The following is a 20,026-nucleotide window of genomic DNA, read 5'->3' as shown; positions in this document are numbered from 1 at the left end:
GACGGAAGGTCCTGTGGTTGAGGCTATGACAGGTGGAGGCGAACCACGCCCGCCAAGTCCTCGGCGAGGGTTCGAATCAAGGCGTCATCCGATCCCTCCACCATGATGCGCAACAGCGGTTCCGTGCCGGAATAGCGGACCAACACGCGGCCGTTGCTGTTGAGCCTGGTTTCCGAGGCCCGAATGGCCTCGTGAATGGCGGGAATCGAAGACAGGTCCGGCTTGCTGTTGACCTTCACGCCGATGAGCACCTGCGGGATCCGGGTCATCGCACAGGCCAATTCCGACAGCGGTTTCCCGGTCCGTTTCATCAGCGACAGGACCTGAAGGCCGGCGATCAGACCGTCGCCGGTCGTGTTGTGATCGAGAAAGATCATATGCCCGGATTGCTCGCCGCCGAAATTATAACCGTCCGCGATCATCCGTTCGAGAATGTAACGGTCGCCTACCGGCGTGCGGACCAGCTTCACGCCCGCCTTGCCGAGAGCCAATTCGAGGCCGAAATTGCTCATGACCGTGCCGACGACCGTCTGTTGCGTAAGCTGGTTGCGTTCGTGCAGATCAAACGCCAAGGCGGCCATGATGTGATCGCCGTCCACCACGGTGCCCTGTTCGCAGACGAAAATCGCGCGGTCGGCGTCGCCGTCGAGGGCGATCCCGATGTGGGCCTGGTGCCGGAGCACAGTCTCTTGCAACTGCTCCGGATGAACGGCCCCGCAGCCGGCGTTGATGTTCATGCCGTCCGGCTTGATCCCGACCGCCTCCACCGAGGCCCCCAACTCTCGCAAAATGGTCGGAGCCACCTTGTAGGCGGCGCCATGCGCGCAATCCACGACCACGCGGAGGCCCTGGAAATCGAGATCCTTGGGCAAACTCCGCTTGACGAATTCGATATAGCGGCCCTCGGCGTCGTCGATTCGAAAGGCCTTGCCGATCGCGTCGGCCGTGGGACGCAGATGTTTGATTTCGTCGGAGACGATCAACGACTCGATGCGCGCTTCCAGTTCATCGGGCAATTTCAGGCCGTTGTTCGAAAAGAATTTGATGCCGTTGTCTTGATAGGGATTGTGCGAGGCGGAAATCACGACGCCGGCATCCGCGCGAAGGCTGCGGGTCAGGAAGGCGATGGCGGGGGTCGGGAGCGGGCCGACAAGCAGGACGTCGACGCCCATGGAGCAGATTCCGGACGTCAATGCCGACTCCAGCATGTAGCCGGAGAGGCGCGTGTCCTTGCCGATCACGATTTGGTGTCGCCCCGCCCGCCGCTGGAAGATATGGGCGGCCGCCCGTCCCAGTTGCATGGCGATTTCGCTGGTCATGGGCTCGAGGTTGGCGACGCCCCGCACCCCGTCCGTGCCGAAGAGTTTTCGCATAGCGATCCCGTCCTTATTTCTGAGCACGTTGGCGCATCACCGCCTCCACGACCTTCACCGCATCGGCCATGTGAGCGACATCGTGAACCCGAAGCAAGCTGGCGCCCCGCTCGACGGCCAGGGCGACGGCTGCGGCGGTGCCGAATTCCCGCTCGTTCACCGGCCGACCCGTCACCTGCCCGATGAACGACTTTCGCGAAAGGCCCACGAACAACGGACGTCCGAGATCGCACAGTTCGGGTAATCGGTCCAGCAGGGCCAGATTGTGTGGCACCAGCTTACCAAAACCGAAACCCGGGTCAAGCACGATTTGCTCCGACTTGACGCCGATCGCTTCGGCCGCCGCCATGCGTTCGGTCAAGTAGGCCGTCACCTCGTGCACGACATCCGCATAGGAGGCCTGCTGCTGCATGGTTTGCGGAGTTCCCGGCATATGCATCAGGACCAAGCCGGCGCCTGTCTCGGCGGCCAACTTCCCCATGGCGGGATCAAATCGCAGCGCGCTGATGTCGTTGATGAGGCTCGCGCCGGCCTCGATGGCACGGCGGGCCACGCCGGCCTTGGTCGTATCGACCGAGATCGGCACCCGACAATGCCGGGCGATTTTCTCCAGCATCGGCATGAGCCGCGCGGTTTCTTCCTCCTCGGTGACAGGAATGGCTCCCGGCCGCGACGATTCAGCGCCGATGTCGAGCATGGCGGCTCCGGCCTCGACCATCCTCAAGGCATGGGCGATGGCTTCATCATCCGAGCGAAACTGACCTCCGTCGGAGAAGGAATCAGGTGTGACGTTGAGAATCCCCACCAGCAAGGGCCGGTCGATCGTGATCAAGAATTGTCCGGCGTGGATTCGATTAGCTGACTGTCGAACCCGGGACATCATGGGCCGCAACGCCGAGGGTGGTCAGGGTGTTGAGCGGAGGACCGGGTTCGAATGTATGGCCGCGGCGCGGGGATCGTCCGTTCCCGCACCGCGGCAGTGGGATCAGGCCGGAATGGGTTGCGGCGACGAGGATTGAATGATGTCGTCGATTTCGGTCCCTTCCAGGACTTCTTTCTCGAGCAGCGCCTCGGCGACGGCCTTGAGCGAGCTCATATGCTCGGTCAACATGCGTTTGGCGCGCTCGTAATTTTCCGTGACGAGGCGGCTGATTTCATGGTCGATTTCGATCGCGACCTGCTCGCTGAAGTCGCGGCGCGTGGCGATTTCCCGACCCAGGAAAATCTCCTCGTCCTTCTTGCCGAAGGTCAACGGGCCGAGTTTTTCGCTCATGCCCCATTCGCAGACCATTTTCCTGGCCAGGTCGGTCGCCCGCTCCAGGTCGTTGCCCGCGCCGGTCGTGATGTGCTTGAGGACCAGTTCCTCGGCCACACGCCCGCCGAGGAGAATGGCCAGGGTGTTGTAAAGGAAATCCTTGGAGTAGTTGTGGCGGTCGTCCGTGGGCAGTTGCATCGTCACGCCCAACGCCCGGCCCCGCGGGATGATGGTCACCTTGTGGACCGGATCGGTCCCGGGCAGCAATTTCGCCATGAGGGCATGGCCGGCTTCATGGTAGGCGGTGATGCGCTTTTCCTCGTCGCTCAGGATCATGCTCTTTCGTTCGGCCCCCATGAGCACTTTGTCCTTGGCCATCTCGAAGTCGGAGTACTCCACTTCTTTCTTATTCTGCCGGGCCGCCCAGAGGGCGGCTTCGTTGACAAGATTTTCCAGATCGGCGCCGGAGAATCCTGGAGTTCCCCTGGCGATTTTTTCCAGCTCAACATCGCCGGCCAACGGCACCTTCTTCGTGTGGACCTTGAGAATCTCGGAGCGGCCGCGCAGATCCGGCCGGTTGACCACGATCTGGCGGTCGAACCGCCCGGGGCGCAACAGCGCCGGGTCCAGGACATCCGGCCGGTTGGTCGCGGCAATAAGGATCACGCCCTCGGTCGTGTCGAATCCGTCCATCTCGACCAGCAACTGATTTAACGTCTGCTCGCGCTCGTCATGTCCGCCTCCGAGCCCGGCTCCGCGCAGCCGGCCGACCGCGTCGATCTCGTCGATGAAGATGATGCAGGGCGCGTGTTTCTTGCCCTGCTCGAAGAGATCGCGGACGCGCGAGGCGCCCACCCCGACAAACATCTCGACGAAGTCCGACCCGCTGATGCTGAAAAACGGGACACCGGCCTCCCCCGCGATCGCCTTCGCGAGCAGGGTCTTACCGGTGCCGGGAGGGCCGACGATCAACACCCCCTTGGGGATGCGTCCGCCGAGTTTCTGGAATTTTCTGGGATCTTTCAGGAACTCGATGATCTCGACGACCTCTTCCTTGGCCTCATCGATGCCGGCCACGTCAGAGAAGGTGACTTTCTTCCGCTCTTCCGTCAGCATCCGCGCGCGGCTCTTGCCGAAAGACAGGGCCTTGTTGCCACCGATTTGCATCTGCCGCATCAGGAAGAACCAGAGCCCCAGGAAGAGGATAAACGGCCCCCACGTCACGAGGAACGTAATGTACCAGGGGCTGTCCTCCGGGGGTTTGGCTTCGATCTGGACATTGCGCTCGCGCAGGATCTTGACGAACTCGGGATAATCGGCCGTGTAGGTCTTGATGCGGGAGCCGTCCTTCAGAATCGCGCTGATATTGCTGCCCTTAATGGTGACCTTGGTCACCTCCCCCTTCTCCAATTGGGTCATAAAGTCGCTGAAGATCACCTCTTCTTCGGGGGCGTGCGTCGGGACGCTGAAGAGGTTGAATAAGAGAATCATGAAGAGCGCCACCACGACCCAGAACAATACGTTCTTCACACGTGAATTCATTCAGTCCCTCCTCACACCACAAGACGACGGCTATGCGATGAGTGCGGAGCTATCGCTGCGAAATGCTAACATACAGAACCCGAGGCTGACAACCGTCCTCATAACTCCTGGTCGAGTTCCGCCACCTGATCCAGCGCGACCAAGTAAGGCAGATTTCGGTATTTCTGCTGGTAATCGAGACCGTACCCCACCACGTATTGGTTCGGGATATTGAACCCCACGTAATCGACGGGCGGATGCACTTGACGCCGGTCCGGTTTGCTGAGCAAGGTGCAGATGCGGAGCGAGCGAGGCTTCCGTTTGGTCAAGATCTTGAGGAGATAGGAGGCCGTCAATCCGGAATCCACGATGTCTTCCACCAGCAACACGTCTCGGCCTTTGATCTCCTCCGTCAGATCCGACACCAGCTTGACCTTGCCGGAGGTTTTCGACCCGGCGCCGTAGCTCCTGACGACGATGAAATCGACCCGCATCGGGAGCCTGATCGCCCGGGCCAGGTCAGCATAGAAGGCATAGGCTCCCTTGAGGACCCCCACCAGGACGAGATCCTTTCCCGCATAATCCTCGGAAATTTGTTTGCCGAGTTCCTTGATGCGGGCCCGCATTTGTTCCTGCGTGACGACCGGGCGACCGAACATCCGCTCCATTTCCCCTCCCTACTGACCGACTGCTGTTTCGACCTCAACGATGAGCACCTGCGTTGTCTTGGCGTCGGGCACGTACCGGTGGTCGGCCCGGCAACCGACGACCCAGAGAATCCCCTCCGGTGCGACAAGAATCGGCAGGCGGCCACGGTCGTGGCGTGGAATCTTCATGTCCGTGAAGAGGTCCTGGAGTTTTTTTCGATGCCCGCCCATGCCGGTCGGACACAGAGAGTCCCCAGGCTGCCAGGACCGAAGGGAGAGGGCATGGGTGAAGCGGCCGGCGTCGAAGGCCATGGAAAGAGACCGGCCCTTCCCGACCGACAGCTCTTGTTCCGGCTGCCACGATTCCCATCGCAGGGCGATCCGTTGGCTGGACGGGGGCCAGGTGACGGTTGAAGGAATCACCAGGGGCAACGAGGTCGTTGGATTCGATGAAAGAGCGATCGTATTGGAGCGATTTCGGTTTGCAGGATCGCCGGGTGGGACAGGGATCACGATGACCTGATCGGAATCTCTGGTGATGACCACGCGGGCGATCCGAAACGAGGCGCCGTTCCGGGCCCGCACGATACCGTTCAGCACGGCCGAAACCTGTCTCAGCGAAGGTACTTTCCCGGCGGCCTGGTGTGTTTGCAGGAGCCGACGAATGATCCGGCGCTGGATGCCTGTCGGCAACGCAAGCAGGCCATCGCGTTGGACGGCAAGGAGAGCCGGTTCCCGTTTGATCAGCAAGCGCGAGAGATGGCGGTCTGTCTCCTCTTCGAGCACGTGCTCATCTTCGGCCAGCAGATCGGCCTGCCGGCAGAGCACGCGGAGGATCGCGGGATTCAACTCCTTTAAGAGCGGCAGCACGTCATGCCGGATGCGGTTGCGCCGGTAGACCCTGGATTGATTGCTGGAATCCCGCCGATAGGGCAGGCCTTCCGATTGGAGATAGGCGAGGACCGCCTCTCGCGAACAGTCCAGCAGGGGACGGATGAAATGGACGCGCGACCCTCTCCGATCATGTCGCATCCCGCCAAGGCCGGTCGTTCCCGCGCCCCGGAGCATCCACAGGAGGACGGTTTCGGCCTGATCGTCGGCCGTATGGCCGAGGGCGATGCGATCGCATCCATGGCGCGCGGCTAATTCTTCAAGCAGCCGATACCGCAGCTCGCGGGCCATCTCCTGCACCGACCGGCGTCCTCTGGGAGCGTCGCGGGAGAGTCGAGGCCGTTCGACCAGCAACGGAATAGCTCTGTGCCGGCAGAAAGCCGCCACGAACGCTTCGTCCTCATCCGATTCATGGCCGCGGAGCCCGTAATTGAAATGCACCGCCGTCAGTTGCAGATGCCACCGTGGAGCCAGGTGATGAAGACAGGCCACCAAGGCCACCGAGTCCGGTCCGCCGGACAGGGCCACCAGGAGGGACACGCCGGGATCGAGCAGGCGACGGGTTCGAATGGTCCGCATCACCTGCCGGATCAAGGGGGGAGTCCGAGTGGCACAGGCGGAGAGGGTCATGCTGATTGTTCCGCCGATTTGCGATATTCGATCTGCACCGTTTTTAGACGGGCTTCGGCCTGCTGCACGTCCTCCTGGATCTGGCGGGAGAGCGCGTCGGGGCTCGGAAACGTCATATCGCCGCGTAGATATGAAGCGAACTGCACCGTAATGCGCTCACCGTACAATGTCCGCTGCTCGTTGAGCAAGTAGACTTCCAGGATCCGCTCGCCCTTCGTTTCGAACGTCGGCCTCGTTCCAATGTAGGCGACCGAATCAAATACCTGGGCGCCATGAACCGTCAGCGCCGCATACACCCCATCCGGAGGCACCACGCGATCGGCCGGGAGGGCCAGGTTGGCGGTTGGCCAGCCAAGGCTCCGGCCCCGCTGGTCCCCCTGTTCGACCAGGCCGCTTAGGGCATAGAGCCGGCCGAGGTAGTCCGTCGCCAGTTCCATCCGGCCAGCCAAAATCGCCGAGCGCACCTTCGTCGAACTGATGATCCCCCCCTCCCAGAGCACGGGCTTCATGGGGTGGATGGAAAATCCATACAGGGCGCCGAACCGTTGAAGGTCGGCAACGGTGCCGGCGCGCCCCTTGCCGAACGCGAAATGTTCTCCAACAAAGAGCTCCCGCAGGGAAAGCCGGGCCACCAGGATGTCCCGAACAAAGGCCTCGGGCGTCAGCTCCGCCAAAGCCGGCGAGAATTCCAAAAAGATGACCTCGTCGATGCCGGTCGAGGCAAAGGCCGCCAGTTTTTCCTCGGGAGAGGTCAGAAATTTCAAGGCCACATGGGGAGCCAGGATACGGACCGGATGGGGATCGAAGGTGATCACCAGGGCCCGGCCGCCGGTCTCCCGGGCCCGCTCGACCACGCTGCGTAGCAGGGCCTGGTGTCCCCGGTGTTGCCCATCAAAGTTGCCGATCGTGGCGACCGGATAGGACGACGGCTGATATCCCGTGAGGTTCCGGATGACGTGCATGGTCATCCGGCAAGCAAGCGGCGTGCAGCATCCTTCGCGAAATAAGTCAGGATGAGGTCGGCCCCTGCCCGTTTGATGCTGACCAGCGACTCCAGCATGGCGCGCGCCTCATCTAACCAGCCCGCCTGGGCGGCGGCCTTGATCATGCTGTACTCGCCGCTGACTTGATAGGCCGCGATCGGATGGGGATAGGTCGCACGGGCTGCGGCGATGATGTCCAGATACGGAAGGGCCGGCTTAACCATGAGAATATCGGCTCCTTCGGCTACGTCCAATTGGAGCTCCCTCATCGCCTCCCGGTGGTTCGCCGGGTCCATCTGATAGGACTGGCGGTCGCCGAACGAAGGGCTGGAGTCCGCCGCCTCCCGAAACGGAGCGTAGAGACAGGACGCGTACTTGGCCGAATAGGCCATGATCGGAAGATCCTCAAACCCGGCTCGATCCAATGCCTCACGGATCGCCCCGACCCGCCCGTCCATCATGTCGGAAGGGGCCACCATATCCGCCCCCGCTTGGGCGTGGGCCAGGGCCATGGTTTGCAGGCAATCGAGCGTTTCGTCGTTGAGAATTTTTCCCTCTCGAACGATCCCGCAATGTCCGTGCGAGGTGTATTCGTCGATGCAGACATCGGTGATCACCAACAGGCCCGGTACCTGGTCCTTGAGGGCTCGGACGGCCTGCGGCACAATCCCGTTGGGGTCCAGCCCCGAAGTGCCCCGCTCGTCTTTGCTGTCCGGAATCCCGAAAAGAATGACGGCGGGAATGCCCAGTTGCTGTGCCTCCGCCGCCTCCTTGATCAGCAAGTCAATCGACCGCCGGTACTGGCCCGGCATCGAGGCGATCGGGTCCTGCCTCCCCTGCCCGCTCCGAACAAACAGGGGGTAGATCAGGTCTGCCGGGTTCAGGCTGGTTTCCCGCACCATCCGCCGGATCGGTTCGGTCGTCCGGAGGCGGCGAAGACGTTCGGAAGGAAACGGCATCGGATTACTTCCTGGGCAAGTTGGTGAGGAACACGACGAGATCACGGACCGAGATCATACCCACAAGTTTGCCGCCCCGTGACACCCCCAGGTGTCGCAGGTGCGATTGGGCCATCATGTCGTTGGCGTCCAAAAGCGTCTTGTTCTCATCGATCGTCAGGATCGGCGCCGACATGATCATTTCCACCGTCGTCTTGGCGGTATCCGCGGCGGTGGCCAGGACGCGGCGGACCATGTCGGTATCGGTCACGATGCCGATCACATCTTTGGAATCGCCCCCTCTGGTGACCATCAGGCTTCCGATGTTGCGGTCGCGCATCATGACGGCCGCGGTCTTCACGTCCGTGTCACGGCCGACGGTCACGAATTTTTCCGCAGGAATCATAAACGACTTCACTGGAACCATACTGTCCCCCTCCTTGGTCTGTAAGGAAATCAGTTCACGTCCACCGCTTCGCGTTAGGTCTTCGACCTGTCAGGCACAGATTCCCCATAGTATTCCACAATGGCCTCGGCCAACGCCGGAATTGTGTTCTCTCCGGCCTGAATCGTCACCGACAGCCCCAGCTCGCGGGCCGTGTCCGCCGTGATCGGACCGATGCAGGCGACCGGGACGCCCTGCGTGAGCCGAACCATCTCTTCAGGCGACTCGAAGAGGCTCGCAAAATTGCGCACGGTGGACGAGCTGGTAAAGGTGAGCATGTCGATCGTCCTGTCGGCCAACCGCTTCGTCAACCGAGCCGTGTCGGCTTCGGGCTTTACCGTCCGGTACACCGGTACCACCGTGACTTCCGCCCCCATTGCCGTCAACTCGGCTGGCAGCATCTCGCGCGCCACCTCCGCGCGGGGGATCAGAATCCGCCGGCCCTTCACGCCGATCCGCCGGAACGACTCGATCAGGCCTTCGGCCTGGTACTCGTCCGGAACCAGGTCCGCTTGCAGGCCGTACTGCCTCAGCTCCTGGGCGGTGCGGGGGCCGATGCAACAGATCTTCACGGACGCCAAGGCCCGGACATCCCGCCCGTGTTTGTACAACCGATTCATGAAAGGTGCAATCCCATTCATGCTGGTAAAGACCAGCCAATCGACCGACGCGAGCTGGTCGATCGCCTGGTCAAGCGCCTCCCAGGTCGGAGGCGCGGCGATCTCGATCGTCGGACATTCCACCGGCTCCCCTCCCTGGGCGGTGATCAAGCGGGAAAATTCTCCCGCCTGCTCCTTGGCCCTGGTGACGAGAATGCGCTTGCCGAACAGCGGCTGCCGCTCAAACCAGTTCAGTTGATCCCGCAGGCGGACGACCTCGCCGATGACGACCGTGGTCGGAGGTTCGAGCCCGGCGGCCTGGCCCTTGGCGACGATGTCCCGGAGCGTCCCGGTGACGGTCCGTTGCTTGGGCCAGGAACCCCAGTGAATCAAGGCGACGGGGGTCTCAGCGGAGCGGCCTTCTTTGATCAGACGATCGACGATCAGGGGGAGATTCTTCAGGCCCATCAGAAACACGAGGGTTCCCTGCGCCGTGGCGAGCTTGGGCCATTCCAACAGTTCCGTTTCCTTGTTCGGATCCTCGTGGCCTGTGACGAAGGCGACGGTAGAGGCCAGGGTCCGATGCGTGACGGGAATGCCGGCATAGGCCGGGACGGCGGTGGCGGAGGTTACGCCGGGGACGATTTCAAAAGGCAAGCCAGCCGCCGCCACCGCCTCCGCCTCCTCCCCACCCCGTCCAAAGACGAAGGGATCGCCGCCTTTCAGCCGCACGACAATCTTCCCCTCCCGGGCATTCGCGATAATCAAGCGGTTGATCTCCTGCTGGTCCAGATAGGCCCCTCGCCCCCGCCGGCCGACATAGATCCGTTCCGCATTCGGACGCGCATAATCGAGCAGGGAGGGATTGGCCAGGTAATCGTAGAACACCGAGTCTGCCTGCTCGAGACAATGTTTCCCCTTCAAGGTCAGCAAACCTGGGTCTCCGGGGCCTGCGCCGACAAGGTAGATTTTTCCTGCTATGGCTCCCACGAACCTCACGTCCTTCCGTAAATCTGATCCAGGATCTCACGGGCTCCTTGCCGCAGCAGACGCTCGGCCAGCTCGGCTCCGATCCGGGACGCGTCCGACAGCGGTCCTTCCAGTTGATCGTGAACCAGCCGTGAGCCATCGACCCGTCCGACCAAGGCCGCCAGCCGGAGGCGGTCTCCCTGAAGCGAAGCATGGCCGGCGATGGGGACCTGGCACCCTCCTTCCAGACGATGGAGCAGGGCCCGTTCGGCCGTCACGGCCGAACGGGCGGCGGCATCTTCCAGCCTCGCCAGGATAGAGACGACAAAGGCATCGTCCCGCCTGGCCTCGATCCCCAGGGCCCCCTGGCCGATGGCCGGCAGGCTGATCTCGACCGGCAGGTACTGAGTCACCTGCTCCTGCCAACCCAAACGCTTCAGCCCCGCAGCGGCGAGGACGATCGCGTCATAGAGGCCCTCGCGCAGTTTGCGAAGGCGGGTGTCGAGGTTGCCCCGCAACATCTCAACCACAAGGTCCGGTCGGTGATGGAGCAATTGGGCCTGACGCCTCAGGCTGCTCGTGCCGATCGTGGCGCCGCACGGCAGGTCTTCGAAGCGCTTGACCTCGCGGGCGATCAGGGCGTCGCGAGGATCTTCACGCGGCGGCACACAGACGATGTCGAGTCCGTCGGGCAACTGGGTGGGCACGTCCTTCATGCTATGGACGGCGAAGTCGATGTCCCTCGCGAGCAGCGCATCCTCGATTTCCTTGACGAACAAGCCCTTCCCGCCGATCTTGGCCAGCGGCACGTCGAGGATCTTATCGCCGGATGTCCGAATTTCCTTCAATTCCACCCGCAGGCCGGGGTTCAGGTTCATGACCTGCTCCGCCACCCAACGACTCTGTTGCAGGGCGAGCTTGCTGGCGCGGGTGCCGAGCACGAGTGGTTGGCGCGATTGCAGAGTCATGCGGTTCTCCCAGGCGGACTGGGTCGCTCCTGAATCTGTGCGCCTCGGTTGCTCATCGATGATGGGTCACAGGGCGGCGGTTCAAGCTGCGGGTGATTGGAGCACCGAGGTCATGATGAAGACGGTTCCTGGCCGGTCCAGTTTTCCGGTCGTTGAAGAAGATGAGGAGCAGCCTCGTGATCCACCTCTCTCATGATGGTTGCCGCAGACGCACCGGCTGGTCCGCACGCATCCTGTCGTTCTCCTCGTTCTGGGCACGGTAGGAGGCCTCCTCTTCCGTCTGGCCGGAAATCGCCTCCGGGCGGGTGCATCGAGCCGAGGTCCGGACTGATCCGGCCGCCTCTTCGAGATTGAAAAATCTTCGCGCCGCCTCGACAAACAAAGCACCGGAGGAGGAATCCGCCTCGGCCTTCAAGGTGACCATCGTGCCGTGCAGGAGCTTGTTGACGATGGCGGAGGCGAGGGACTCCACCATTTCCTGATCTTGCGGAGACAGTTGGTTCAGGCGGGCTTGCAGGCGCTCCATCTCGGCCTTCTTGACCGCGTCGGCCTTGCTGCGCAGCGCCACGATCGTCGGGGTCACCTCCAACGATTTCATCCATTGCTGCAACACGCCGACTTCTTCGGCCACCATCGATTCGGCTTTCTCCGCCTCGCGCAGCCGCTCTTCGCGATTCTGCTCGACGCGCAGCTTCAGATCGTCGATGTCGAAGAGGAAGGCGTTGTCGATGTGCCGGACCGCCGGATCAATATTGCGGGGGACGGAAATGTCGATCAGGAAAATCGGGCGGTTCATCCGTTGCCGGACGGCATGCTGCACCTGCTCGGGCGTGATCAGGTAGTGCGAGGCGCCGGTCGAGCAGAGCAAAATGTCCGAGGCGATCATTTCGGTCGGAAAATCATCGAATGGCACCGGAACTCCGTTGAACCGCTTGGCCAACTCGATGGCATTGACCGGGTTGCGCGTGGTCACGCGGATGTGCCGCACACCTTGGGCCACGAAATGTTTGGCGGCCAGTTTGGCCATTTCCCCCGCCCCGACAAGCAACACGGTCCGCTCGCTGAGATTCGAAAAGATCTTCTTCGCCAGCTCGACGGCGGCGTAACTGACCGAGACGGCGGTTTCGGCGATTTTGGTCTCGGTGCGGACCCGCTTGGCCACGGATATCGCCTTCTTGACCACCTTGTTCAAGACGACGCCGGTGGCTTTATGAGTCAAGGCCGCGTCATAGGCCTCCTTGATCTGTCCAAGAATCTGAGATTCCCCGACGATCATCGAGTCGAGGCTCGACGCCACGCGAAACAGGTGGGCGATCGCCCGATCGCCCGTATGCCAATAGAGATGCGGGGTCAGTTGCTCGGAGGAGAGCGAGAGATGCGTGTCGGCCAGGAACTCCTGCACGCGGTGGTAGCCGGCATCGACGGCATCGACGACGGCGTATACTTCCACCCGGTTGCAGGTCGACAGGAGCAGGCCTTCTTTGATGCCGGGATAGGAACAGAGTCTCGTCAGGGCCTCGCCCAGGCGGCTTTCCGGCACGGCGAGCCGTTCACGGATTTCAACGGGGGCGGTTTTATGGCTGAGACCGACCGTGATGATATGCATATCAGGAGTAGGTCCCGTAATTCTTGAGCACCACGCCGATCAATGTCAGCACCACGCCGGCGAACCCGATAATCGTCAAATAGGCCGCGCGCTTGGCCCGCCATCCGACCGTCAGGCGGCCGAGCAGGACCACAAAATAGAACATCCAGGTCACCAAGGCCCAGACCTGTTCGGGGTTCCAGTTCAGGTACGAGCCCTTGGCGAACTCGGCTGAAATCGCCCCGGTGATGATCCCCAAGGTGAGCAACGGAAACCCCAGGATGATCGACCGTTGATTGAGATTATCGAGGAAATCCAGCGGCGGGAGTTTGCTGTACAGGACATTGAACCGTTTGGACTTGAGCAGCCCGTCCTGAATGACGTACATCAAGCCGGCTACGAACGCGACCGCAAAGCCCACGGTGCCCAACATGCTGAGCGTCACATGGAGCCAGACTGTTCGAAGCGCCGGGCCGAGCGTGGGGACGCGGTCGGGCAAGGCCGCAGCGGACACCAAGGAAACCAGGGCCAGGGGAACAATGAAGGAACCCAGCACGTGAATGCGATGGCGGAACTCCACGGCCAAGAAAACCAGCACCAGCATCCAGGAGAAGAACGATAGGGCTTCCTGAAAACTGGCCAAAGGCGTCCCGGACCCGCTCCATATTCTGAGGAGAAGCGCGATCGTGTGGGTGGTGAACCCCGCAGCGGTCAACCACAGGGAAACCGTCGAAAGCGCCTCCGAACGCCTCAGCAGATACACCAGGAAACAGACGGTTCCGGCCAAATACAGCAAGATCGTGGCCATCACAAACGAGACCGGCATCAACCCTATCTCCTCGACTTTGCGAAAGAAATTACAGGTGTGAGAGAATCTAAAAATTATACTGATCCGTGAAAAGAGCAGTCAAGAAATGAAAGTGCCAAAAGTCGATGCCGTCCGGAGAAATAGCAATCGCAGAATGTCGCCCGCGCGCGGCGCGACGATGACGCAGCCAATCAATCAGGCGCCGGCCGGCGCCGGCCGGCTCTTTGTGGTCGGTGTGCCGATCGGGCATCCCGGTGATCTGACGTTCCGGGCGCGGCGTGTCTTGCGCAGTGCCGGCATCATCGCCTCCGAAGATCCTCGGGCCACACAACAGTTGCTGGCGCGTTATCGCATCGCCGTTCCCGTGACCACCTACTTCCCAGGCAACCGCAAGGAAAAAACGGCCGTGCTCTTGCAGCAGCTTGCGCAGGGGCGCGACGTGGCCCTGGTTACGGATGCCGGCACACCTGCCGTCTTCGATCCTGGCGCCTACTTGGTCCGGGCCGCACACCGGGCGGGCGTTTCCGTTGTGGCTGTGCCTGGCCCGTCGATCCTGCCCGCGGCGCTCTCCGTGGCGGGCTGCGAGGGGAAGCGAGTGCTCTTCATCGGCCGGCTTCCGCCGTCGCGGGCGGCGCGCCGCTCCCTCTTCAGGCGGGCCCGCACACTGGCGGATACCCATGTGGTGCTGCTTGAGCCGCAAGAGGTGCCTCGTCTGGTGCGGGAGGTTCATGGTTGGGAGGGAAACCGGAGGATGGTCATCCTCCGCAATCTCACGACGGCCTCCGAGGAGATTTGCCCTACGACGACCGGACGATTTCTACGTTCTGCCGTGTATGAATCGGCACCCGCGCTGGTCACCGTGGTATTCGCGGGAATGGCGCGGCGGGCGCGGGGAATGGCCTCACGACTAGGGAAGCGACGGCAAGGCAAGCGGATGGGGGGAGTTATTCGTCCGCATCGCCGCGCCGCCGTATGATCACGCGAAATGATGGACCGATCCGTTCCTCAGCCAGCACGACATGTCCCTCGTTGCGGACGCTCTGGGGTACGTTCTTGATAGGATCCCCGTCATCGAGCAGGACGCCCAATACTTCGCCGGGACTCATGGTTTCCAGCTTCAATTTGGTCTTCACGAAATTATAGGGACAGATCACGCCGCGCAGGTCGATCTCGCTATCGACGGCAACGGGCTGGTAAATCTGCTCGGACGACATTTTCCACTTCCCTCTTGATAATCGAAGCGCTGCTGATTGGGCGGCGCACTACATTCTCTCGCTTATCTATTCTGCCATGTTCCGGTGGAAGAAAACAAAAAGGGCAGCCTCTCGGAGGAGGCTGCCCTTTGTCGACCGATCGGTCGCGAGATCAGGACCTACTTGCCGGAGTACCCCTTCATCAGATTCGGCTTGGTGTTGTCTGTCCCATAGTCGGACTTGTTTTGCACCTTGGTGTCCGGGGCGAGCGTGCCGTATCCCCACCCTGGCTGCGGTTCGCAGTTCCAGCAGGGGGCCGCGCCGGTAAACTCGCCGACGCTGGTTGTGACGATTGCGTCCTTCACCTCGCCAGGAAGAATGGCGCCGACCGCGCCGCCGGTGACTCCGCCACCGTTGGTGACGATGCCGCGCTCCGTGGTCGGATTCGGCCGCTGGCCGAGGCCGCCGAATCCGGCGAGCTTCTCGTTGCCGCGGATCACGGTTACTTCACGCACCAGCTTTTTCCCCGTCCCGAATGGTTGAGCCGCCGTGGTTTCCTCGAACACCTGGACAGCAAGGTCGTCCCCGGCGTTGATCGTCCGGATTTGATCCATGTTGGTCTTTTCATCGAAATACACGGTCAGCGAACTCATGGCCCCTGTGCCCGCCCGCCCCTCGTCATGGGAACTGCCGCCCGTTTCGAGGTGCATCTTTCTAGCCGGGATATCGATGGCGAGCACACGGCCGAAGACGGTCTCGGCCTGCGACAGCCGGTCCAGGAATGCGCTGCGATCAAACGAGTTGACGCGGTTCGCCGAGCCGGAAATGTCGCCGACCCCGCTCCCCACGCCGAGCCCCGTGGAGACCTGAGGGAGTCGCTCTTGGGCGTTTGCAACGCTGAAGGAGCCGACGAAAAGCACCGCCGCTCCTAGTGCAACCACGTTACGCATGTGCTGCCTCCTTGTAAGTTAGAAGGTGAGTGAGATGATGAAGTTGAATGAACGACAAGTGCCGAAAAGGAACATCGATGTCAATTGCGTACAACCCTCGAATGTGGCGGAACTATAGGCCAGGAGGCTCATCATGTCAAGGGGGAATTCAGACCCACCCGGGGCAAGGCCTACAGGGTCCCACGGTCCGAAGATTCAGGGCGGAGGGGGGCGGTTAGCCACCAACGAGGGCTTTAAGAGAGGCGCCTGTGCAGGAGGTGTGGATAGGCTAAGGCGTTACCTGTGAGTTGGTGCCCGGAGGGAGGGTCGAACTCCCACTCTCTTGCGAGAACCGGATTTTGAGTCCGGCGCGTCTGCCAGTTCCGCCATCCGGGCCACCTGGAAATCAGTGAGGCCAGCCAGGTCGTCGCGAAGCCGCACTTACTAGCATGATGCATCGGGAGCGTCAACCGGCTGCCCTTCCTTTTGCAAAAGGAACGGTGCTAATATCTCACGAACACGAATCGTAGCCACCGACGAGCCGTGCGGAATAGAGATGCGGAGGAAACCATGACGCAGGTGCAGTGTGTGTGCTGTGGGCAGGCCGGAGACCCTATCACCGACCCTATCTTTCTCGGCCGGTTGGAGGCCGAAGTCAAGTCGAAGGTCTGTCTGGCCTGTTGGAAGAAGTGGGAAGGTATGCGGGTGATGGTGATCAATGAGTACCACATCAACCTCGGCGAAGAGAGCGGAAGAGACCTATTAAAAAAGCATATGAAGGCGTTTCTCAAGCTGGGTGAAAGCACCGATACGGCTAAACTCGCGGAGAACTATCGTCCCGCAAGCTCGTGAGCGCCGGTAGGCTCTCACGTTCCCATTTCTCTTCCGAGTTCCACTTCCAGACTCTTTGCGGTGCCGACGAAGGTCTTGAGTCGCCTCGCCTGGGCGGCCAGTGCCGATTGATTCATTATTCTGGATGACGTGTCCGACTTCGGACGGAGCTTCGACTCCCTTTGCGCAGGTGGACATCGCGCGAGCAGCGTTATCCGCCGGAGACGAATGCGCCATCGGAACCTTCACTCTCGACGCTTCGTTGACAGAGCTGCCAACCATTTGATATTGTTTCGCGTTCTGCCCTCTGCGATTCGTTCCGACGATCGGCAGGTGCCGCCATGATCACACAGATGAAGGTCCGGGGGTTGATGTTCGACCCCTATAACAACGCCTATATCATTATCTTGCGCGGCGAAGAGCACGGGGAGGTGTTGCCGATTTGGGTCGGCAAGGCGGAGGCGAGCGCCATCAGTTTCGCGTTGGAGAATATCGTCGCGCCCCGTCCGATGACCCACGATCTCCTCAAGTCCTTCATGGATCTGTTCGACGCCAAGGTCATCAGCGTGGTGATCACGGACCTGTCCGAAAACACCTACTATGCAAAGATTCACCTGCTGTATCAGGATTCCGAGTTTTCGATCGATTCGAGGCCGAGCGACGCCATCGCCATCGCGTTGCGCGCCGATGCGCCGGTATTCGCGAACGAGACAGTGATGAAGAAGCAAACATCCGAGGAGCTCGAGCAGTGGCTGGAGAACCTCAAGCCCGAGGACTTCGGCAAATTGGACACCTAGCCATTGAGTCGGAGATGACGACGCCTGGCCAAGAAACGGGCGAATGGGTGGAACTCAAGGTGCACGGGGTCGTGCGCGACGAGAACACCGACACGCAGATCGTGATCCTGCGGGACGATCGGGGCGGCGAGGTCTTGCCGCTGTGGGTCGGTCTGGCGGAAGGCAACGCCATCCGCTTGGCGCAGGAAGCCGTTGTCACTCCACGGCCCATGACGCACGATCTGATCAAGAGCCTGGCGGACCACCTCAACATTCAATTGCAGCGGGTGGCGATCACCGATGTGAAGAACACGACGTACTACGCCACGCTCTACCTGACCTCCAAGGGAGTGACGCGAACATTGGACGCCCGTCCGAGCGATGCGATTGCCTTGGCCTTGCGGGCCAAATGCCCCATTTACGTCACCCAGGACGTGCTCAACCGCCGTGGCGGGGGCAATGCCGACGTATGGCTGGAGAAGCTCCAATCAAAAAAGGTGGACCCGGCCGAGGCCTGACCGCCCTGCGGCGTGACTCGCGGGCGTCTCAGCCTATCGATGCGAGAGTCGAAACAGGAAACCGGAAACTGGAGAAGACAGACGATGCGAACGTATCTGGCAAAGCCGAAGGAGATTCAGGAAACCTGGCACCTCGTCGACGCGGAGGGCAAAACGTTGGGCCGGCTTGCCGCCCGCGTTGCGTCCTATCTGAGGGGGAAGCACCGCCCGACCTTTACACCGAACGTGGACATGGGCGATCACGTGGTCGTGATCAATGCCGAGAAGATCAAATTGACAGGCGACAAGATGCGGACGAAGACCTATGCCTACCACACGGGCTATCCCGGGGGATTGAAATCGGCCACCGCCGAACAGGTGTTTGCCAAGGATCCGACCAGATTGCTGCGCACCGCAATCGAAGGCATGCTGCCGAAGACGCCGCTTGGAAAAAAACTGGCCAAGAAGCTCAGGGTCTATGCCGGCGCGGTCCATCCGCATCAGGCGCAACAACCTCAGTCCCTGTCGCTCTAACCGATCTGACACACCCTTTCGCGAAGGAGGACGAATTCGAATGGCTGCTGCAGTTCAATACGCCACCGGGAAACGTAAAACCGCGGTCGCGCGGGTCTGGCTGACCCCCGGCAACGGCGAGATCGTCGTCAACAATCGCTCGCTCGATCAGTACTTCGGGCGCGAGATACTCCGGAACTTGGTGCAACTGCCCTTTGTGGTCAGCAACACGGCCGGCAAGTTTTCGGTCCGCGCCACGGTGGCGGGAGGCGGGCATGCCGGGCAGGCGGGAGCCTTGCGACACGGCATTGCCAAGGCCCTGGTCACCTTGAACACCGGGCTCCGCGAGCCGGTGAAGAAGGAAGGGTTCCTGACGAGGGATTCGCGCGTCAAGGAGCGGAAGAAGTACGGACAGAAGGGCGCGCGGCGCCGCTTCCAATACTCCAAGCGCTAAGACCGGACCAGCTACGGTGACGAAAAGGGAAGGTCCGGCGGCCTTCCCTTTTTTTATGTGTACGGCCACCGAGTCGCCGAAAGAGATTATGCATGTCCTCATCAACCTCACAGAAGGTCCGTGTGGCAGTGGCCGGCGCAAGCGGCTATGCAGGAGGGGAACTCCTGCGGCTGATCGCCGCGCACCCCTATCTCGATCTCACCGTGACGACCTCCGAGAAATCGGCCGGGTCCCGCGTGTCGTCGATCTTTCCCCATTTGGCCGGTATCGTGGACCTGACATTTGAAGCCCTCGCCCCCGAGGCGCTGCCGGATCGCGCCGATGTCATGCTGCTGGCGCTGCCCCATACCAAGTCCTTTGACGCGGTGGCCACCTGTCTCAAGGCCGGCAAGCAGGTCGTGGACCTCAGCGCCGATTACAGATTGAGGGAGGCGGCGAGCTATCCGGCTTGGTATCAAGCGACGCACCCCTATCCCGATCTGCTTCGCCAGGCGGTCTATGGCCTGCCAGAACTGCACCGTGCCGCCATCCAACGAACAAAGCTGGTGGCGTCGCCGGGTTGCTATCCGACCGCCGGCATTCTTCAGTTCGCGCCGCTAGCCGCGGAAAGGCTGATCGACCTCCGTTCCATCGTCATCGACGCAAAATCCGGCGTGTCAGGAGCGGGCCGAAGCCCGGCCCTGCCCTATCATTTCCCGGAGGCGCACGAGTCTCTGGAGCCCTATAAGATCGGCCAGCACAGGCACATTCCGGAGATCGAGCAAGAACTCGGTTTGCTGGCGCAGCGCGGCACCGCCTCTTCGGGGCCGGTTACGGTGACGTTTACGCCCCACCTGGTGCCGATGAACCGGGGCATCCTCAGCACGGGCTACGCGAAGCTCACGCGCGACCTGGATCAGGCTGCGCTTAGGGATCTGTACGCGACCTTTTATAAGGGCGAGCGGTTCGTCCGGCTTCAAGAGGGCGACAAGGCGGCCAATCCGCGGCACGTCCGCGGCTCCAATTTCTGCGACCTTTCGGTCCATCTCGATCGTCGGACCGGGTCGGTCGTGACCGTGGCGGCGCTGGACAATCTGGTGAAGGGGGCCGCAGGTCAGGCAATCCAGGCGCTGAATATCATGTTGGGCTATCCTGAAGAGACCGGACTGTTGTCCGCCGGCCTGTTTCCGTGACCGGTTCCGCCAGCTCTTCCCGCCCGTTCATTCCTTTTCACGCGTGGGA

At 61.6% G+C, this 20,026-nt stretch carries 21 protein-coding genes and 1 tRNA gene; 7 read left to right on the top strand and 15 right to left on the bottom strand.

Features of this window, described 5'->3' with window-relative positions; genetic code table 11:
• Positions 1–23: 23 nt before the first annotated feature.
• The 12 genes from glmM to QWI75_RS12855 form a co-directional block, all read right to left on the bottom strand.
• Positions 24–1,373: a phosphoglucosamine mutase gene (gene glmM / locus QWI75_RS12910; protein ID WP_289268987.1), complete on the bottom strand. Its 1,350-nt coding sequence runs from the start codon at positions 1,371–1,373 to the stop codon at positions 24–26.
• 13 nt (positions 1,374–1,386) lie between these two features.
• Entirely contained in the window at positions 1,387–2,205 is an 819-nt protein-coding gene (folP, locus tag QWI75_RS12905; protein ID WP_289268986.1) for a dihydropteroate synthase, read from the bottom strand.
• A gap of 153 nt (positions 2,206–2,358) precedes the next feature.
• Entirely contained in the window at positions 2,359–4,170 is a 1,812-nt protein-coding gene (gene ftsH / locus QWI75_RS12900; protein WP_289268985.1) for an ATP-dependent zinc metalloprotease FtsH, read from the bottom strand.
• Positions 4,171–4,268: 98 nt separating this feature from the next.
• On the bottom strand, positions 4,269–4,817 hold the full coding sequence (hpt, locus tag QWI75_RS12895; RefSeq protein WP_370693576.1) for a hypoxanthine phosphoribosyltransferase: 549 nt from the start codon (positions 4,815–4,817) through the stop codon (positions 4,269–4,271).
• A 9-nt stretch (positions 4,818–4,826) separates the two neighbouring features.
• A complete protein-coding gene (gene tilS, locus QWI75_RS12890; protein WP_289268984.1) occupies positions 4,827–6,317 on the bottom strand; it encodes a tRNA lysidine(34) synthetase TilS in 1,491 nt (496 codons plus the stop codon).
• Positions 6,314–7,279, bottom strand: a complete 966-nt coding sequence (locus QWI75_RS12885; RefSeq protein ID WP_289268983.1) for a bifunctional riboflavin kinase/FAD synthetase — start codon at positions 7,277–7,279, stop codon at positions 6,314–6,316. Before QWI75_RS12885 ends, tilS begins: the two co-directional genes overlap by 4 nt.
• A 2-nt stretch (positions 7,280–7,281) precedes the next feature.
• Positions 7,282–8,259, bottom strand: coding sequence for a porphobilinogen synthase (hemB, locus tag QWI75_RS12880; RefSeq protein WP_289268982.1), 978 nt, complete (start codon positions 8,257–8,259; stop codon positions 7,282–7,284).
• Between the two features lie 4 nt (positions 8,260–8,263).
• Entirely contained in the window at positions 8,264–8,665 is a 402-nt protein-coding gene (locus QWI75_RS12875; RefSeq protein WP_289268981.1) for a CBS domain-containing protein, read from the bottom strand.
• 53 nt (positions 8,666–8,718) lie between these two features.
• Complete coding sequence (gene cobA, locus QWI75_RS12870) at positions 8,719–10,272, bottom strand: uroporphyrinogen-III C-methyltransferase (RefSeq protein WP_289268980.1); 1,554 nt, start codon at positions 10,270–10,272, stop codon at positions 8,719–8,721.
• 5 nt (positions 10,273–10,277) lie between these two features.
• Positions 10,278–11,219: a hydroxymethylbilane synthase gene (gene hemC, locus QWI75_RS12865; protein ID WP_289268979.1), complete on the bottom strand. Its 942-nt coding sequence runs from the start codon at positions 11,217–11,219 to the stop codon at positions 10,278–10,280.
• A gap of 190 nt (positions 11,220–11,409) precedes the next feature.
• Positions 11,410–12,825: a glutamyl-tRNA reductase gene (gene hemA / locus QWI75_RS12860; RefSeq protein WP_289268978.1), complete on the bottom strand. Its 1,416-nt coding sequence runs from the start codon at positions 12,823–12,825 to the stop codon at positions 11,410–11,412.
• Between the two features lies 1 nt (position 12,826).
• A complete protein-coding gene (locus QWI75_RS12855; protein ID WP_289268977.1) occupies positions 12,827–13,630 on the bottom strand; it encodes a cytochrome C assembly family protein in 804 nt (267 codons plus the stop codon).
• A 160-nt stretch (positions 13,631–13,790) separates the two neighbouring features.
• Here QWI75_RS12855 and rsmI point away from each other — a divergent pair, with 160 nt between their 5' ends.
• Entirely contained in the window at positions 13,791–14,588 is a 798-nt protein-coding gene (rsmI, locus tag QWI75_RS12850; protein ID WP_289268976.1) for a 16S rRNA (cytidine(1402)-2'-O)-methyltransferase, read from the top strand.
• Here the strand turns inward: rsmI and QWI75_RS12845 are convergent.
• The 3 genes from QWI75_RS12845 to QWI75_RS12835 all read right to left on the bottom strand — a co-directional run bounded on the left by QWI75_RS12845 (position 14,557) and on the right by QWI75_RS12835 (position 16,130).
• Positions 14,557–14,826, bottom strand: a complete 270-nt coding sequence (locus tag QWI75_RS12845) for a sulfurtransferase TusA family protein (protein ID WP_289268975.1) — start codon at positions 14,824–14,826, stop codon at positions 14,557–14,559. The two genes, rsmI and QWI75_RS12845, sit on opposite strands and share 32 nt — an antisense overlap.
• Positions 14,827–14,984: 158 nt before the next feature.
• Entirely contained in the window at positions 14,985–15,755 is a 771-nt protein-coding gene (locus QWI75_RS12840) for a hypothetical protein (protein ID WP_289268974.1), read from the bottom strand.
• A 288-nt stretch (positions 15,756–16,043) separates the two neighbouring features.
• Positions 16,044–16,130: transfer RNA gene (locus QWI75_RS12835), tRNA-Leu, on the bottom strand.
• A gap of 174 nt (positions 16,131–16,304) precedes the next feature.
• Between QWI75_RS12835 and QWI75_RS12830 the strand changes: the two genes are divergently transcribed.
• From QWI75_RS12830 to argC, 6 genes are all read left to right on the top strand, one after another.
• Positions 16,305–16,586, top strand: coding sequence for a Fe(2+)-trafficking protein (locus QWI75_RS12830; protein WP_289268973.1), 282 nt, complete (start codon positions 16,305–16,307; stop codon positions 16,584–16,586).
• Between the two features lie 320 nt (positions 16,587–16,906).
• Positions 16,907–17,362 (top strand): bifunctional nuclease family protein, encoded by a 456-nt coding sequence (locus QWI75_RS12825; RefSeq protein WP_289268972.1) that lies wholly within the window; start codon positions 16,907–16,909, stop codon positions 17,360–17,362.
• 14 nt (positions 17,363–17,376) lie between these two features.
• Complete coding sequence (locus QWI75_RS12820) at positions 17,377–17,859, top strand: bifunctional nuclease family protein (RefSeq protein ID WP_289268971.1); 483 nt, start codon at positions 17,377–17,379, stop codon at positions 17,857–17,859.
• Positions 17,860–17,943: 84 nt separating this feature from the next.
• The gene (gene rplM / locus QWI75_RS12815) at positions 17,944–18,372 is read left to right on the top strand and encodes a 50S ribosomal protein L13 (RefSeq protein ID WP_289268970.1); all 429 of its coding nucleotides are present in this window, start codon (positions 17,944–17,946) and stop codon (positions 18,370–18,372) included.
• A 40-nt stretch (positions 18,373–18,412) separates the two neighbouring features.
• Positions 18,413–18,805 carry a 30S ribosomal protein S9 gene (gene rpsI / locus QWI75_RS12810; RefSeq protein WP_289268969.1) on the top strand — a complete coding sequence of 131 codons (393 nt, stop codon included), beginning with the start codon at positions 18,413–18,415 and terminating at the stop codon, positions 18,803–18,805.
• Positions 18,806–18,897: 92 nt separating this feature from the next.
• Positions 18,898–19,977, top strand: a complete 1,080-nt coding sequence (gene argC / locus QWI75_RS12805; protein WP_289268968.1) for an N-acetyl-gamma-glutamyl-phosphate reductase — start codon at positions 18,898–18,900, stop codon at positions 19,975–19,977.
• Positions 19,978–20,026: the final 49 nt, after the last annotated feature.

The sequence above is a fragment of the Nitrospira tepida genome (assembly GCF_947241125.1).
Lineage (GTDB): Bacteria > Nitrospirota > Nitrospiria > Nitrospirales > Nitrospiraceae > Nitrospira_G > Nitrospira_G tepida.
Note: the sequence above shows the minus strand (reverse complement) of the source record. Positions and strands in the feature narration are given on the sequence as shown.